This is a genomic window from Herbidospora sp. RD11066, assembly GCF_054661255.1.
The window spans coordinates 339,293-355,220 of sequence record NZ_BAAGDO010000001.1; the positions used below are offsets into that span (position 1 = coordinate 339,293).

Consider the following 15,928-nt stretch of genomic DNA (forward strand, 5'->3'; position numbering starts at 1 on the left):
GCACGCCGGTCGATGACCGTGCTGCGCTCCGGTCAGGCCGCAGGCTGATGTCTCGAAATTTCTGGATCGGGGCGGCTGCCGTGGTCCTGGTCGCCTGTATGGCCGCGGGTCTCATGGTCGGTGCCGCCGGGCTGCCCCTGAAGGGGGTGGTGCTGGCGCTGGTCGATCGGCTGCCGTTCGTGGATGTCGCCTCCGGGCTCACCCCGTTGGAGAACGGGGTGCTGTTCGAGTTGCGGTTGCCCCGGGTGCTGCTCGGGGCGATGGTCGGTGGGCTGCTGGCGGTCGCGGGCGCCGGGTACCAGGGCGTGTTCCGCAATCCGCTGGCCGATCCCTATCTGCTCGGCGCCGCCGCCGGAGCCGGGCTGACCGTCACGCTGGTCATCGTGGTCGCGGGCGACGGGGTCGGGGTGCCGCTCGCGGCGTTCTGCGGGGCGGTCGGCGGGGTGCTGCTGGCTTACGGGCTCGGGCATACCGCCACGAGAGGTGGCGGGACCGCCACGCTCGTGCTCGCCGGAGTCGCGGTGACCTCGTTCCTCACCGCCATCCAGACCTTCCTCCAGCAGCTCAAGGTCGAGGAGCTCCAGCGCGTCTACGCCTGGATCCTCGGCGACGTCGGCGGCGGGTGGGATCAGGTGGTCAGGTGTGCGCCCTACGCCGCCGTTGCCGCTGCGATCCTGCTGGTGCACGGGCGGCTGCTCGACGTGCTGTCGGTCGGTGACGACGAGGCCTCCGCGCTGGGGGTGCGGGCCGGGCGGGTGCGGCTGGTCGTGCTGGTCGCGGCCTCGCTGGCCACCGCCGCCGCCGTGTCGGCCGGAGGGCTGATCGGGTTCGTCGGGGTGGTGGTGCCGCACGCGGTCAGGCGCCTGGCCGGGGGGTCGTACCGGGTGGTGCTGCCGCTGTCGCTGCTGGTGGGAGGCGCGTTCCTGGTGAGCGCCGACCTGATCGCGCGGACCGTCCTCGCCCCGGCCGAGCTGCCGATCGGGGTGGTCACCGCGTTCGTCGGGGCGCCGTTCTTCGTCACCATCCTGCGGGCCACCCGGAAGGTGGAGACATGACCGTCGAGATCACCGGTGTCGGGGTGGAGCTCGGCGGGCGGCCGGTGCTGCGCGGGGTGACCGCGACGGCCCGCGAGGGCCGCTGGCTGGCGGTCATCGGGCCCAACGGGGCCGGGAAGTCGACCCTGCTCAAGGCCATCATGGGGCTGGTGCCGTGCAGCGGGGCGATCACCGTCAAGGATCGTCCGGTACGTGGTCTCGCGCCCCGCGACCGCGCCCGGATCCTGGCCTACGCGCCGCAGAGCCCGCTGCTGCCACCCGACATGACCGTGCGCGAATACGCCCTGCTGGGGCGGACGCCGTACATCCCCTATTGGGGGCGCGAGAGCGCCGCGGACACCGAGATCGCCCGCGCGGTGCTCGACCGCCTCGACCTCACCGGCCTGGCCGCGCGGCCGCTGGAGCGGCTCAGCGGCGGGGAACGACAGCGGGTCGTGCTGGCCCGCGCGCTCACCCAGCAGGCGCCCGTGCTGCTGCTCGACGAGCCGACCACCGCGCTCGACCTCGGCCACCAGCAGCAGGTGCTGGAACTGCTCGACCGGCTGCGCCGCGACGACGGCCTCACCGTCGTCAGCACCCTGCACGACCTCACTCTGGCCGCCCAATATGCCGACGACCTCCTCCTGATGAGCGACGGCCAGGCCGTCGCGGCCGGACCCCCGGACCAGGTGCTCACCGAGGAGCTCGTGACCCGCCACTTCGGCGCCCGCGTGAGCATCGGCGCAGGACCGGCCGGACGCCCGGTCGTCCACCTGAGACGGCCTACTCCGTGAACTTCACGCTGCTCACGATCGTGGTGATCTGGGTGTCGTCACACTTGGCCGTCGGGCAGAAGAACGTCATCAGCGCCGACGGCTTGCCCGTGCGGGTCACCAGGAAGGTGCGGAAGTCGAGCCGCCCCGCCCCGGTCGAGTCGCTGAGGAAGCCGCTGACCTTGAACCCGGGCTGACCGCCCACCGTCGTCGGCTGCGGCGGCGCCGGGATCGACACCACTCCGGGCAGCGTCGCCTGGAGACCGGCCTGCACCGACTCCAGCGCGTCGCTGGCCGAGATCGTGTCGGTCGTCTGGGCGACCACGCCGCTCGACTTGCCGGGTGAGGTGGCCAGGATCGGGTTGACCGTCTTCCAGTCGGGGTTGCCGGGCACGGCGAACAGCGCGTCGAAGGCGTCGGCCGAGGCCGCGATCGTGACGTGCTGGTCGGAGAAGTCCTTCCGGGTCCAGGTGGACGGATAGGCGAAGCTGTAGGGCGCCGCGACGTTGCCCGGGAAGGTGTCCCAGGAGGCCTGGCCGTCGCCGCCGCTCTGGCTCACGACGTAGACCGCGCCCGCCGCGATCACCGCCAGCCCCAGCACCCCGGCGATCACCGGGCCCGGCGAGAACCGCTTCTTCTGCCGGACGCCCGCCGGAGAGGTCGGCGCCTGCGACACCTGCGAGGGGTGGGAGGGGTGCGACGGATAGGGGTAGGGCGGGTTGGAGTTCGGGCTCGGGTAGACCGGCGGCGACGACGGCCACGACGTGCGCGCCCCGGACATCGGCCCCGAGATCGCGCCCAGCGACGGCCCCGAGACCGGGCTGGGCACGTCGCCCTCGACACCGCTGATGGCGTCGCGCAGGGCGCTCACGAAGGCCGTGCACGTCGGGTAGCGGTCGAGCGGCGACTTCGACAGCGCCCGCGCCACCACCTGGTTCACCACGTGGGGCAGGTCGGGCCGGTAGGGGGTGAGCGGCGGCGGGTCGTGCGAGACGTGCGCGTAGAGCAGCGCGAGTTCGGTGTCGCGCTGGAACGGCGGCAGGCCCGCCAGCGCCTCGTAGACGACGCACGCGAAGGCGTAGCCGTCGGCGCGGCCGTCGACCGGCAGGCCCCTGATCTGCTCGGGCGCCACATAGCGCGGGGTGCCCATGAAGTGGCCCTGGCTGGTCAGGCCGCTGTCGGCCGAGGAGCTCTTGGTGAGGCCGAAGTCGGTCAGGTAGACGTGGTCGTTCGCCGTCACCAGGATGTTGGCCGGTTTGACGTCGCGGTGCACCAGCCCGTTGGCGTGGGCCTCGTCGAGGGCCGAGGCGATCTGCGAGAACAGGTGGTTGGCCCGCGCCACCGGGAGCGGGCCGTTCGCTTGGACGAGCTTGCGCATGTCGCTGCCGCCGTCGACGTAGCGCATGGCGATGAACAGCATCCCGTCGTGCTCGCTGGCCTCGTAGATCGGGATGATGTGCGGGTGGTCGATGGAGGCGACCAGTCGTGACTCGCGCACGAACCGGTCGCGGAAGCGGCTGTCCTCGGCGAGCTGCGGGGCCAGCACCTTGAGCGCGACCGCGCGGCCGAGCCGCTGGTCGCGCGCGCGGTAGACGGTGGCCATGCCGCCACGGCCGACCACCGCCTCGATCGTGTAGTCGCCGAGCCGCTGCCCCACCAGCGCCGGCATCTCATTGCTCATGGCGCGTCCGACGGGTGGCCGCAGAAACCGCAGAACCGGTGGGCGTGGCCCAGGCGCATGCCGCACTGGGTGCAGAACTTCTTCGACGTCCCTCCAGGGTTCGATCCGGGGTGTGATCCGGGGTTCGAGATGTGCGGCTGACCCTGGGGCGGTGACAGGCCCTGGGGCGGCGACAGGTCGACGACCGGCTGGCCCGGGTTGGGCGTGCGGTAGACCTCGGTCTGGGCCGGCCACGAGGTGACCAGCGCGTGGTTCTCGCCCGAGGCCTCGGGGTCGCCGTCGTCCTCGTCGCGGCGGCGGCGCAGCAGGAACGGCACCGAACCGGCCGCGACGGCGCCGACCAGCACGACTCCGCCGGTGATCCAGATCCAGGGCGGCACCCCCGACGAGGGCGCCGGCACCGGGACGGGCGCCGCCTTCTTCAGCGCGGCGTCTTCGGCGGTGTTCGCCTTGGCCTTGGAGACCCGCAGGTATTCGAGCGCCACCGCGTGGTCCTGCCGCAGGGTCAGCACCTGCTGGAGCACCGGGGCGGCGTTGCCGTAGAGCTTGTTGTGGTAGGCGGCCAGCGCCTGTTCGTAGACGACGTCGACGGGACCGCGACGGGGCGTCACCCCGGCCGCCACCAGGGCGGTGCGGATCTCGTCGACGGGGGTCACCGTCGCGGGCAGGCTGCCGCCGCCGGACAGCAGGCCGACCACCTCGCTCTTGAGGTCGTCGATGATCGCCGCGCCGACCGCGCCCGCCTCGATGAGTTTGTCGACCTTGTCACGTTCCGCCGCCTTGAAGTTGCGGCTGCCCGGCGGGTCGAAGTGGGCCGTGTCCATCTTCGGCGGCGCCTTCGCCGACGGGCGGGCGGTCAGCGTCATGACGTCGACCGACTCGACCTGGGCGGTGATCGTGGTGCCCATCGGCACGGTCGGCAGGTTGTTCTTCGGGCCCGCGTTGACCTTCAGCACCGCCGGGGACGACGGGGCGTCGCCCGACGAGAGCACCTCGGCCGCCATGCCCTCGGGCAGCGCCGGGTCGAGGTAGGGGAACACCGTCACCTTCGTCTCGACGGTGGCGTTGCACGTCGAGTTCTGCGAGCGCGGCGGGTAGCAGGCCTGGAGCCGGATATTCAGGTCGGGGTCGTCGATCTTGTGCCGCTCGTAGTCGGCCGGAATGTCGACTTTGAAGTATTCCGCGAAGACCCGGTTGGCGGCGTACACTTGGAGGTCTTTTTCCGGCTGGACGACCTGGGTCGCCGTCACGATCACGCCGTCGGGCGTGACCGTGAAGCCGCTGCCGGTGGCCGGGTCGACCTCGTATTCGCGTTCGACGCGCTGGAGGCGGCTGCGGTCGTCGATGAGGGTGACGGAGACGGTGGACTCGGATTCCACCCGTACCGCACCGGGGGTCACCCGGTCGGTCGAACCGCTGGGGTGGGGGTGCAACAAGGGCATGCCCAGGACACCCAGGGCACCGAGCCCCGCGATGATTGCCAGGCGGGGCATGACCGCCTCCTTTAGCCGTAACGACGAATTCCAGCGTCTCAGCGCCCGATAACCCCGGCAAGGGCTTATAGAGCCACTGACACTCATCTGATATGGGCCAATGATCACGCCAGGGCTTGCATTTCGCTTGAATCAGCTTTAACGGGGAGGATGCCGCTTCGCGGGGCGAGCCGGACACACTAATCTGCCACCATGGCCCTCCGCATACCCGCGCCCTCCCGGAGCGACCTCCTCATCGGTGCCGCAGTCGCGGCCGTCGGCACGCTCGAAGCCTTTACCACGGCGACCTCCTACGGCGCCGCCCAGAACCCCGAGCTCTGGTGGATCCCCCAGGCGCTGATCGCCGGGGGTCTGCTCTGCTTCCTCCGCAGAGCCCCCGTCGTCGTCTTCGTCGGCACGGTCGTCCTCCAGTTCCTCTGGCACCGCCAGGGGTTCGAGCAGTGCCAGGTCCACCAGATCATCGCCCTGCTCATCGGCTTCCACGGCCTCGGCGCCTTCCTGCCGCGCACCAAGGGCCCGTGGTGGGGGCTGGGCGGGATCGCGATCTTCGATCTCGGCGTGGTCGACATGCGGGTGCTGCCGTTCGACGAGGCGATCTACCTCACGGTCATGTTCGGGTTCGCCTACCTGACCGGCGTGGGCCTGCGCGCGTGGCTGATCCGGGCCGAGAAGGCCGCCAAGCAGGCGGCGCTGGCCGAGGTCGAGCGGGAGCGCCGGGCCGCCGAGGCGGTCGCCGCCGAGCGCAGCCGCATCGCCCGCGAACTGCACGACGTGGTCGCCCACAGCGTCAGCATGATGGTCATGCAGGCCGCCGGGCTGCGCCGGTCCCAGGGGGGCGACAACCCCGTGCTGATGGGGATCGAGCAGGCCGGCCGCGACGCCGTCAACGAGCTGCGGGTCATGCTGGGCGCGCTGCGGATGCCGCAGGACGAGGCGCTGCCGCAGCCCGGCCTCGACATGGTCGGCAACCTGATCTCCACGGTCAGCAACACCGCGCTGCGGATCACGCTGACGGTCACGGGCGAGCCGGTGCGGCTGGCGCCGGGTCTCGACCTGTCGGCCTACCGGATCGTGCAGGAGGCGCTGACCAACGCGGTGAAGTACGCCGGTGAGGCCGACGTGCAGATCAAGATCACTTACCACCCGCTCTCGGTCACGCTCGAAGTGACCGACAACGGGAAGGCCGTGGGCTCGGGCACGCTGTCGACCGGGAACGGTCTCATCGGCATGCGCGAGCGGGCCGAGCTGTTCGGCGGCACGCTGGATGCGGGGCCGCGTGAAGAAGGCGGGTTCCGCGTCTGCGCGGTGCTGCCGACGTCTCCGGGGGTTGTCCTGGTATGAGACAGAACATCAGGATCGTGCTGGCCGACGACCAGGCCATGATCCGGGCCGGTCTCCGCATGGTGGTGGAGAGCGAGCCGGGCATGGAGATCGTGGGCGAGGCCGCCGACGGCGTGGAGGCCGTCGCGCTGGCCCGCCGGGTGCAGCCGGACGTCGTCCTGATGGACATCTCGATGCCCCGCATGGACGGCCTGACCGCCGCCCGCCAGCTCCTCGACACCCCCAGCCCGCCCAAGGTCATCATGCTGACCACCTTCGACACCGACGAGAACCTCTACGCCGCCCTCCGGGCCGGGACCAGCGGGTTCCTGCTCAAGGTGTCGCCGCCGGAGCAACTCGTGGAGGCCATCAGGGTGGTCGCGGCGGGCGACGGGCTGCTCGACCCGGCGGTCACCACGCGGGTGATCGCCTCCTTCGCCGGCCGCCACGAGCCGGTCAGGCCGCCCCAGCTCGGCGATCTGACGCCGCGTGAGCTCGAAGTGCTCCGCATGCTCGCGAAAGGCCTCACCAACGCCGAGATCGCGAGCGCGCTCTTCGTCGGTGAGGCCACGGTCAAGACCCATGTCGCCCGGGTCCTGATGAAACTGAACCTGCGCGACCGCGCTCAGGCGGTCGTGTTCGCGTACGAGTCGGGCGTGGTGACGCCCGGCGCCGTCGGGAAGTAGGAGATCCACTCCGCGTCGCTCATGCGGAGCACCTTCACACCCCAGTAGCCGAACGCGATCACCGGCACGCCCCAGGTGATCAGGGTGAGCGGGCCGTACTCGATGACGAAGCCGACCCACCAGCCGAGCAGGATCAGGATCGTCGTCCACAGCGGGGCGAACTTCGCCCGCCACAGGGCGATGGCGACCAGGCCGGCGCCGATCGGGCCGAAGAACAGCCACGGCATCTGGAAGCCGAAGACCACGCCGGGCAGGTCGAAGATCGCGTTGAAGATCTTCTCGGCCTCTTCGGGTGAGTTGTGCTGGCCCAGATACCACTCGACCGGGTCGAGCATCAGCAGCGCCGACAGCGACAGGAAGCCGACCACCGCCATCGTGCCGCCGATGTGGCCGAGCACCGCGCCGCGCTTGCGGGCGAAGTGCAGGACGCCGATCAGGGCGACCGGCAGCAGCATCCACGACCAGTGGTACAGCGCCGACTGGAGCTGCGCCAGGGCCGGGTTGTCCTGGTAGCTGACCGACTCGCGGATGTCGCCCCACGTGCCGGGGTCGACCACCACCGCGATGAACTGCAGCAACGGCGAAACGATCAGCAGCAGGCCGGTGACCCAGCGCCGGAAGCCGGTTGAACTCTTGAACATCTCTCGCATCCCCCTCGGGTATCTCTCAACGAGGCCGAACGTTAGGGACGCGTGTCCCGGGACGACGTCCCTACAGCGGGGGATTCGCCGTCACTCCGGAGAGTGACTTGCGGTTACATCCGGACATTGGCATATATTTTTCGTCAAGAGGTATCGATAGCAGGAGAACTTTCATGACTGCGTTCCCTAAGGTGCTGTTCGACGAGAGCCACAGCGAGGCGTGGACGATCCGGCGCGACGTCGCCCAGGCGATGAACCCGGGCCATCCCGACGACAACTCCTACGCCCGAGCCGCCGATCTTCTCCGGCGTCTGGGGTCCCAGGTTTCCGCCCACACGGACGGGACACTTGTCCTGGACGGCCAGGACCTGCTGGTCATCGCCCATCCGTCGGCACAGCGCTGGGAACGCACCACTGGGCTCGGCAGCCCCGTGTTCACCTCCGAGGAGATCGACGCGATCGAGGCGTTCGTGGCCGGCGGGGGAGGGCTCGTCGTCCTCGCGGAGGAGGAGCAGGAGAAGTACGGCACCAATCTGGGTGACCTGCTGTCCCGCTTCGGCGTGACGGTCGTGCACACGACCGTGCAGGATCCCGCCAACCGGTTCAACAACGTCGCCTCTTGGGTGCTCGGCGAGCCGGGGCACGCCTCGGTCGACGGGGCCGACGTGCTGGCCGGGGTGCAGCGGGCCTGCTTCTACCGGGCCGGTGTCCTGGAGGCTCCCGGGGCGGCCGTGCTGTTCCAGACCTCGGGCAGCGCCACGCCCGCCCACGCGCCGCTCGCCGTCGCGCTGCCGTTCAAGAGGGGCCGGGTCGTCGTGGTCGCCGACTCCGACCTGTTCGGCGACGACTCGATCAGCGACCTCGACCACGCGCGCCTGTGGAGCAACCTGGTGACCTGGGCGGCCCGGTCCCCTCAGGACGCGGCGGGCCGCGAGAGTGGAAAGCCGGAGTTCGGCGCTCTGAAGGATGCGGTCGAGGCGCTCAGGCCGTACACGGAGAAGGACGGCACCTTCACCGGTGACACCGCGCTGATCTCCACCGTGGCCGACCGCCTGAAGGAGCTCGCCCCGCGGTTCCCGCACGACGCGGCCTACCTCGGCGCCGTGCAGAGCGACCTGGCGAAGTGGGCCGAGACCGGGGGCAAGCCCGACTTCCTCGACTCGCTGAACGAGTTCCACCCCGACGAGCAGCGGGTCGACGGGCTGGAGCACCTCGTGGTGTTCCCGATGTACACCCAGAACGGCAACCCGAACCGGAACCTGGAGGCGGTCTGGATCAGGACCGTCTGGCCGCAGTGGCTGGCCGACCTGGAGGCCGGGGGCTACGACAACCCGATGTTCGTGCCCATCGCCTTCGAGGACTTCACCGCCGGGTACGACACCAACTCCGCCGTCCTGTTCCCGGAGACCGTGGTCGTGCGGGAGACCCCGCCGCGCTTCACCTGGGGCGGCATCTTCTGCGACCGTGAGGCCGCCCGGTTCCGGATGGTCGTCGACGCCGCCGCGAAGACGCTCAAGCTCGACCTGCCGCCGGACGCCGCCCGCCTGGTCGCCTCGCAGGAGCTCGCCCAGGAGACCTTCACGATGTGGGACCTGGTGCACGACCGCACCCACTCCCACGGCGACCTGCCGTTCGACCCGTTCATGATCAAGCAGCGGATGCCCTTCTGGCTCTACTCACTGGAGGAGCTGCGCTGCGACCTGACCGCCTTCGGCGAGGCCGTGAAACTGGAGGCCGACGGGGTGCCGCACGCCCGTTACGTGCAGCTGGCGATCCTGTTCGACCGGCTGTTCCGCTTCCCGGTCACCGGTGACCGGGTGCGCAACTACGACGGGCTCGGCGGCCAGCTGCTCTTCGCCTACCTGCACCGCAACGACATCGTCCGGTGGACCGACAACCGCCTCTCGATCGCCTGGGACCGGGTCGCCGGCGGCGTCGCGGACCTGCGGGCCGAGGTGGAGAAGCTCTACCGCGACGGCATCGACCGCTCGAAGCTGGCCCACTGGCTGGCCGCCCACGACCTCGTCGCCGCCTACGTCGCGCCCCACCCGGCGTCGAAGTGGGCCACCCGCGACCTGCCGGAGGAGCAGAAGGCCATGGTCGACGCCGTGCTGCCGGACGAGTTCCCCCTGAGCATGTTCTACGAGGCGCTGCGCCGTAAGCTCGCCGACGTGATCGAATCGACGAAGGGTGTGCGCTGACCATGAGCCGCGTCATTCTGGTGCTGGGCGCGGGCGGCCCGGCGGGGCGGGCCGTCGTGAAGAGGTTCACCGAGCTCGGCGACACCGTCATCGGTGTCGACCGTTCGGGCGCCGAGGGCTGCCTGCCCGTCGACCTGCTCGACATCGGGCAGGTCCGCGACCTGGAGGCCCGCATCCGGGCCGACCACGGCCGGGTCGACGGGATCTTCCACCTGGTCGGCGGCTGGCGCGGGTCCAAGACCTTCGCCGAGACCAAACTGCAGGACTGGTCCGACCTCAACGACCTGCTGGTCCGCACCCTCCAGCACGTCACGCTGGCCTTCGAACCGCTGCTCAAGGCCAGCGACGACGGCCGGTTCGCGATCGTGTCGGCCAAGGCCGCCGAGGCGCCGACGCAGGGCAACGCCTGCTACGCCGCCGCCAAGGCCGCCTCCGAGGCGTGGACGATGGCCTTCGCCGACGCCCTCAAGAGCAGCGCCAGCGCCGCCTCGATCGTGGTCGTGATGGCGCTGGTCCACCAGGCCATGCGCGACGCCGCCCCCGAGAAGCCGTTCCGCAACTTCACCGACGTCGACGACCTGGCCAAGAGCCTGGCCGGCCTGTGGGAGCTGCCGGTGACCGAGGCCAACGGCCTCAGGCTGGATCTGACCGCCCATGGGAACTGACGCCGTCCGCCGCCACGACCCCGCGCTCAAGGGGTTCGCGAGCGACAACTACGCGGGCGTCCACCCGGAGATCCTGGAGGCCATCGCGCTCGCGAACGGCGGCCACCAGGTCTCCTACGGCGACGACGTCTACACCTCGGCGCTGCGGGGCGTGTTCCGCCGTCACTTCGGCGAGACGGCCGAGGTCTATCCCGTGTTCAACGGCACCGCGGCCAACGTGGTGTCGCTGCGCGCGATGTGCCAATCGTGGGAGTCGGTCATCTGCGCCGACACCGCCCATGTGCACGTCGACGAGGGCGGGGCGCCCGAGGTCGTGGGGTCGCTGAAGCTCCACACCGTCCGCACGCCCGACGGGAAGCTGACGCCCGACCTGATCGACACCCAGGCGTGGGGGTTCGGCGACGTGCACCGGGCCCAGCCCCGGGTCGTGACGATCACCCAGTCGACCGAGCTCGGGACCGTCTACACGCCCGGCGAGATCGCCGCGATCACCGAGCACGCCCACGCGCGCGGGATGCTCGTGCACCTCGACGGGGCCCGGCTGTGCAACGCCGCCGCCGCGCTCGACGTGCCGCTGCGGGCGCTGACCACCGAGGCCGGGGTCGACGTGGTGTCGTTCGGCGGCACCAAGATCGGGCTGATGCTGGGTGAGGCCGTGGTGGTGCTGAACCCCGACGCGGTGCGCGGGCTGCCGTACATCAGGAAGACGAGCATGCAGCTCGCCTCGAAGATGCGGTTCGTGTCGGCCCAGTTCGAGGCGCTGCTCGCCGGTGACCTGTGGCTGCGCAACGCCAGGAACGCCAACGCGATGGCGGCGCGGCTGGCCGACAGGGTCGGAGACATCCCCCATGTCACGCTGACCCGCAGGCCGCAGGCCAACGCGGTCTTCGCGACGCTGCCCGGAGAGGTGGCCGACCGGGTCCGCAAGGACTTCCCGTTCTACACCTGGAACCAGGAGACGGGCGAGGTGCGGTGGATGTGCTCCTATGACACCACCGAGGAGGATGTGGACGCCTTCGTCGCCGCGCTCGCCGAGGGATAGCCTTGGCCCCGTGCCATTACGGGTCGTGATCGCCGAAGACAACCTGCTGATGCGCGAGGGCGTGGAACGCGTGCTCTCCCGCGATCCCGACCTGAGCGTCGTGGCCGCGTGCGCCGACCTCGGCGGGCTGCTCGCCGCCGTCGAGGAGCACCGGCCCGACGTCGTCGTCACCGATGTGCGCATGCCGCCGACGTCGACCGACGAGGGCATCCAGGCCGCCACGAAACTGCGCGCCGGATCGCCCTCGACGGGCGTCGTGGTCCTGTCGCAATATGCCGAGCCGTCCTACGCCACCATGCTGCTGGCGGGCGGCAGCGCGGGCCGCGCCTACCTGCTCAAGGAGCGGGTGGGCGAGCCCGGCCAGCTCGTCGACGCCGTGCGCGCGGTGGCCCGCGGCGGGTCGGTGATCGACCCCGTCGTGGTCGAGGGGATCCTGGCCGACTCGATGCGGCGGCGCTCCTCTCCGCTGGCCCTGCTCACTCCCCGTGAGCGAGATGTGCTGGCCCAAATCGCCCAGGGCAAGAGCAACGTCGCCGTCGGCGAGACGCTGTTCCTGAGCGAGAAATCGGTGGAGAAGCACATCAGCGTGGTGTTCGCCAAGCTCGGGCTGGAGGCCACCCCCGAAGTGAACCGCCGGGTTCTGGCCGTTCTGCTCTACCTGTCCGAACAGGAGGGGTAACACCCTTAGCGACGGGCGCCCCATGGGCCACCATGGGTTGCCATGGGGTCCGTCGAAGTTCTCATCGTCGACGACCAGGCGCCGTTCCGGGCCGTCGCGCGGCGGCTGGTCGCCCTGGTCTCCGGCTGGCGCGTGGTCGCCGAGGCGGAGTCGGGGGAGGCCGCCGTCACCGAGGCGGCCCGCACCCGTCCCCACGTGGTCGTGATGGACATCAACCTGCCCGGCATCAGCGGCATCGAGGCCACCCGGCGCATCCTCGCCGAGCGGCCCGAGGTCACGGTGGTGCTGGTGTCGACCTACGCGGCCGAAGACCTGCCGCCCGGCGCCCACGACTGCGGCGCGGCCGGTTACATCCGCAAAGAGGACCTGACGCCCGCCCGGCTGAGGGCGCACCTGGCCGCCATGAGGCCGCCCATGCCGTGGACGCCCGCCCCCGGCGGGGTCGACGACGAGCACAGGTAGACGCCCTCGATCGGGGTGCGCCACGGCCGGACCGACAGAACCGGCCGTCCGACGAACTGGAACAGATCGGCCGCGCCGCCGCCGATGTCCCCGCCGACGTAGTTGGCGTCGTGCGCCTCCAGCGCCCGGGGGCCCATGGTGTGCCGGGCCAGGACCAGATCCCCGAACCCGGGCGCGAACCGCTCGATCTGGGCCTCGATGGCGCCGGTCATGTCGCCGTCGTAGCCGTTCGGGACGTGGCAGTAGGCCCAGAGCGTGTGCTTGCCCTCGGGCGCCCGTGAGGGGTCGGGAGGCTGGACCAGGAGCACGTAGGGGCGCTCGCACACCTCGCCCCGCACGGCGGCCCGCTCACTGGCGGCGATCTCCTCCAGCGTGCCGCCGAGGTGGACCGTCCCGGCCTTCGCCACCTCCGGGTCGCGCCAGGGGACCGGGCCGTCGAGGGCCCAGTCGACCTTGAAGACACCGGGGCCGTAACGGAACTTCACCAGCTTCTTCCGGTACGCATCGGGCAGGTCGGCCATCTCCGCGAACTGGCGCGGGGTGATGTTCAGCAGGATCGTCTCGGCGTCGGGGAGCTCCTTCAGCGCGGTCACCCGGTGGTCCGCCACCGCCTCGCCGCCGAGCTCCCTGAGCCGGGCCACCATCGCGTCGGCCATGACCTGGGAGCCGCCCCGCACGACCGGCCAGCCGACCAGATGGGCCATGGCGGCCAGCATGACGCCGTAACCGGCGGAGATGGGGGCGTGCAGGTCGAGCATCGAGTGGGCGGACATCCCGGCCAGCGCCGCGCGGGCTCTGGGCTCGCGGAAGAGCAGGCGGGCGGCGGTCGTGGCGGGGAGGGCGGCGGTCAGGCCGTACCGGAGAAGGGAGAGGGGCGCCTTCGGGACGCCGATGGGCGCGAGCAGCGAGTCGGCCAGCGGGAATCCCGCCCGCGCGGTGGCGCCGACGGTGGCCAGGTAGGCGGCGCCGTCGCGGCCCAGGCCCGCCGCGGTGCGCTCGGCCGAGCGGTGGATCAGCACGGCGGGGCCGTCGTCGAGCGGGTGGGCGGCCGGGATCTCGGGGTGGACGGGCGTGACGCCCAGGGCGGGCAGGCGGTCGCGCAGCGCGGGGGAGGCCAGCGCGGTGGCGATCACCGTCGCGCAGACGTCGTGGGTGAACCCGGGCAGGGTGAGCTCGGTGCTGCTCCGCAGCCCGCCGCCGAAGGTCGGGGCCGCCTCCAGCAGCAGGACCCTCCGCCCCGACTCGGCCAGTTCCAGGGCGCCGGTCAGGCCGTTCGGGCCCGATCCGACGACGACGGCATCGAACTCAGGCATGTGGGATCTCCCCGCGGATCGTGGTGCCGGCGCCGAGCGTGGAGTCGACGGTCAGAGTGCCGCCGATCGCGCCGAGCCGGTCGCGCATGTTGACGAAGCCGTGCCCCTCACCTCCCGGTTCGAACCCGGCGCCGTCGTCGGCCACGCTGAACCGTAGCGCCTGGTCGTCGGCGGAGATCGCCACCTCGATCGTGGCGTCGGCCCCGGCGTGCTTGGCGGCGTTCTGGATCGCCTCCAGGCAGCAGAAGTAGACGGCCGCCTCGGTGGCCTCGGAGAACCGCCGGGGCAGCTCGACGTCGACCACGCACGGCAGCGGCGACCGCCGGGCCGCCGACCGCATCGCCTGGTCGAGGCCGTGGTTGCGCAGCAGCGGCGGATAGACGCCGTGGGCCAGCTCCCGCACCGCCGTGATGGTGCCCTGCACGTCGTCGCGCAGCTCCGACATCATCGCGGTGGCGACGGCGGGCTCCTCGGCGATGATCTCGCCGGCCAGGCTGAGCTTGACCGACAGGGCGACCAGGTGCTGCTGGGCGCCGTCGTGGAGGTCGCGTTCGATGGCCCGGCGGGCGGCGTCGGCGGCGGTGACGATGCGGAGCCTCGACGCCTGGAGCTCCTCGTTGCGGCGGCGCAGCTCGTCGAGGCTGGCCTGGAGCGCCGAGTCGAGGCGCATGTTGTGCAGGGCCAGGCCGACCTGGCGGGCGAGCTGCACGAGCACCAGGTCGTCGTTCTCGGAGAAGGGCGGGGCGTCCTGCGGGCGGCGCACCACGATCATGCCGAGGAGCTCGCCCAGGTGGGCGGCCGGGGCGACGCGCACCAGGCCGCCGCTCTCCGGCAGCATGCCGGGCAGCCAGATGGCCAGCCACGACGGGCCGCCGATCCGGGTGCGGCCGACGATGACGCGTTCGCGGTCGTTCAGGGTGATCCGTTCGGGCGGCAGGTCGGGCACGCTGACCGTCCGCTGGAGCACGCCGGCCGCGCCGACCCAGATCTCCGCGCCCGCCGGGGCCATCGCGGCCTTCAGCGACTCGGCGAGCTGGAGCAGCAGCTCGTCGAAGGGGACCGCGCGGCTCATGCGGGCGCCGAAGGTGGCCAGGATCTCCTCCGGCGGGACGCCGCCCCGGCCGGTGATCGCGCGGGCGGTGTGGAGGAGGCGGTTGCGTACCGGAATGGCCAGGACCGCCACCACCAGCGCCGCCGCCATCGACGAGACCAGCAGATCGCGCTCGCTCTCGGCCGGAAGGCGGCCCAGCCCCAGCACCACCACCAGGTAGACACCGGCGATCATCACCGCGAACCCGGCGATCACCACCGCCTCCAGCAGCGCCTTCTCCCCGAAGTGGGCGGTCGGCGGCAGATGCCCGAACAGGGCGCCCACCGGCACGATCACCAGCGCCCCCACCAGCCAGGCCATCGGATTCCCCGGTACGCCCAGCAGCAGGTACAGCCCGATGATCACGGCTCCGGCGGCGGCCGAGAGCAGCAGCGCGGCGCCCGTCCACTGCAGCGCGGCCCGCTGCCGGGGCGAGGCGGGCCCGCAGCGGACCACGATCGCGATCGTGCCGGTCCCGGCGGCGACGACGGCGGCCGTGGCGTAACCCCCGGGCGAGACGTCGAGGAGCGTCAGCGCGAGCCCCGCCACCGCCCCCAGGCCGGTGATGATCCTTCTGGGCAGGCTGCGGAGATCGCCGTCGGGCAGCGCGAGAGCGAACCCGAGCCACCCGGCGATGGCCAGCGGCACCGCCTGCGGCCAGAGCGCCGCCGCCCCCTGGAGGACCGCCACGACCCCGGCCCACCGCGCGACGGCGGGCCGCCCGGAGGCCAGGCACCCGGCGGCGGCGATCACCCACCCGGCGGCCACCACGGCGCTCGCGGTGCCGGCGCCCAGGGTCACCAGGGCGGCGGCACCTCCGACGGTGGCGGTGAGGACGCGGTTCATGA

Annotated in this window: 14 protein-coding genes; 9 read left to right on the forward strand and 5 right to left on the reverse strand. The window is 71.6% G+C overall.

What is annotated here, in order from left to right:
- The first annotated feature begins 47 nt into the window (after positions 1-47).
- The gene (locus tag ACYQ78_RS01575) at positions 48-1,055 is read left to right on the forward strand and encodes a FecCD family ABC transporter permease (protein ID WP_459798818.1); all 1,008 of its coding nucleotides are present in this window, start codon (positions 48-50) and stop codon (positions 1,053-1,055) included.
- On the forward strand, positions 1,052-1,828 hold the full coding sequence (locus ACYQ78_RS01580; protein ID WP_459798819.1) for an ABC transporter ATP-binding protein: 777 nt from the start codon (positions 1,052-1,054) through the stop codon (positions 1,826-1,828). The genes ACYQ78_RS01575 and ACYQ78_RS01580 overlap by 4 nt, the downstream gene beginning before the upstream one ends.
- Here ACYQ78_RS01580 and ACYQ78_RS01585 read toward each other — a convergent pair.
- Together ACYQ78_RS01585 and ACYQ78_RS01590 are read right to left on the reverse strand one after the other, a co-directional pair.
- Entirely contained in the window at positions 1,818-3,488 is a 1,671-nt protein-coding gene (locus tag ACYQ78_RS01585; protein ID WP_459798820.1) for a serine/threonine-protein kinase, read from the reverse strand. The genes ACYQ78_RS01580 and ACYQ78_RS01585 overlap by 11 nt on opposite strands.
- On the reverse strand, positions 3,485-4,981 hold the full coding sequence (locus tag ACYQ78_RS01590; RefSeq protein ID WP_459798821.1) for a hypothetical protein: 1,497 nt from the start codon (positions 4,979-4,981) through the stop codon (positions 3,485-3,487). The genes ACYQ78_RS01585 and ACYQ78_RS01590 overlap by 4 nt, the downstream gene beginning before the upstream one ends.
- A 192-nt stretch (positions 4,982-5,173) precedes the next feature.
- Here ACYQ78_RS01590 and ACYQ78_RS01595 point away from each other — a divergent pair, with 192 nt between their 5' ends.
- Both ACYQ78_RS01595 and ACYQ78_RS01600 read left to right on the forward strand, forming a co-directional pair.
- Positions 5,174-6,322 (forward strand): sensor histidine kinase, encoded by a 1,149-nt coding sequence (locus tag ACYQ78_RS01595; protein WP_459798822.1) that lies wholly within the window; start codon positions 5,174-5,176, stop codon positions 6,320-6,322.
- Positions 6,319-6,987: a response regulator gene (locus ACYQ78_RS01600; protein ID WP_459798823.1), complete on the forward strand. Its 669-nt coding sequence runs from the start codon at positions 6,319-6,321 to the stop codon at positions 6,985-6,987. The genes ACYQ78_RS01595 and ACYQ78_RS01600 overlap by 4 nt, the downstream gene beginning before the upstream one ends.
- Here ACYQ78_RS01600 and ACYQ78_RS01605 read toward each other — a convergent pair.
- Positions 6,927-7,628 carry a hypothetical protein gene (locus ACYQ78_RS01605; protein WP_459798824.1) on the reverse strand — a complete coding sequence of 234 codons (702 nt, stop codon included), beginning with the start codon at positions 7,626-7,628 and terminating at the stop codon, positions 6,927-6,929. The two genes, ACYQ78_RS01600 and ACYQ78_RS01605, sit on opposite strands and share 61 nt — an antisense overlap.
- A gap of 173 nt (positions 7,629-7,801) precedes the next feature.
- On the opposite strand from ACYQ78_RS01605, the gene ACYQ78_RS01610 reads away from it, so the two are divergent.
- The 5 genes from ACYQ78_RS01610 to ACYQ78_RS01630 are packed head-to-tail and all read left to right on the forward strand — an operon-like array spanning position 7,802 to position 12,677.
- A complete protein-coding gene (locus tag ACYQ78_RS01610) occupies positions 7,802-9,829 on the forward strand; it encodes a DUF6421 family protein (protein WP_459798825.1) in 2,028 nt (675 codons plus the stop codon).
- 2 nt (positions 9,830-9,831) lie between these two features.
- Entirely contained in the window at positions 9,832-10,494 is a 663-nt protein-coding gene (locus ACYQ78_RS01615) for an SDR family NAD(P)-dependent oxidoreductase (protein WP_459798826.1), read from the forward strand.
- Positions 10,484-11,536, forward strand: coding sequence for a threonine aldolase family protein (locus tag ACYQ78_RS01620; protein ID WP_459798827.1), 1,053 nt, complete (start codon positions 10,484-10,486; stop codon positions 11,534-11,536). Before ACYQ78_RS01615 ends, ACYQ78_RS01620 begins: the two co-directional genes overlap by 11 nt.
- 10 nt (positions 11,537-11,546) lie before the next feature.
- Positions 11,547-12,215, forward strand: a complete 669-nt coding sequence (locus ACYQ78_RS01625; protein WP_459798828.1) for a response regulator transcription factor — start codon at positions 11,547-11,549, stop codon at positions 12,213-12,215.
- A gap of 42 nt (positions 12,216-12,257) precedes the next feature.
- The gene (locus ACYQ78_RS01630; RefSeq protein ID WP_459798829.1) at positions 12,258-12,677 is read left to right on the forward strand and encodes a response regulator; all 420 of its coding nucleotides are present in this window, start codon (positions 12,258-12,260) and stop codon (positions 12,675-12,677) included.
- On the opposite strand, the gene ACYQ78_RS01635 is transcribed toward ACYQ78_RS01630, so the two are convergent.
- Positions 12,563-13,990 (reverse strand): phytoene desaturase family protein, encoded by a 1,428-nt coding sequence (locus tag ACYQ78_RS01635; protein ID WP_459798830.1) that lies wholly within the window; start codon positions 13,988-13,990, stop codon positions 12,563-12,565. The genes ACYQ78_RS01630 and ACYQ78_RS01635 overlap by 115 nt on opposite strands.
- Positions 13,983-15,926: a sensor histidine kinase gene (locus ACYQ78_RS01640; protein WP_459798831.1), complete on the reverse strand. Its 1,944-nt coding sequence runs from the start codon at positions 15,924-15,926 to the stop codon at positions 13,983-13,985. Before ACYQ78_RS01640 ends, ACYQ78_RS01635 begins: the two co-directional genes overlap by 8 nt.
- Between the last annotated feature and the right edge of the window lie 2 nt (positions 15,927-15,928).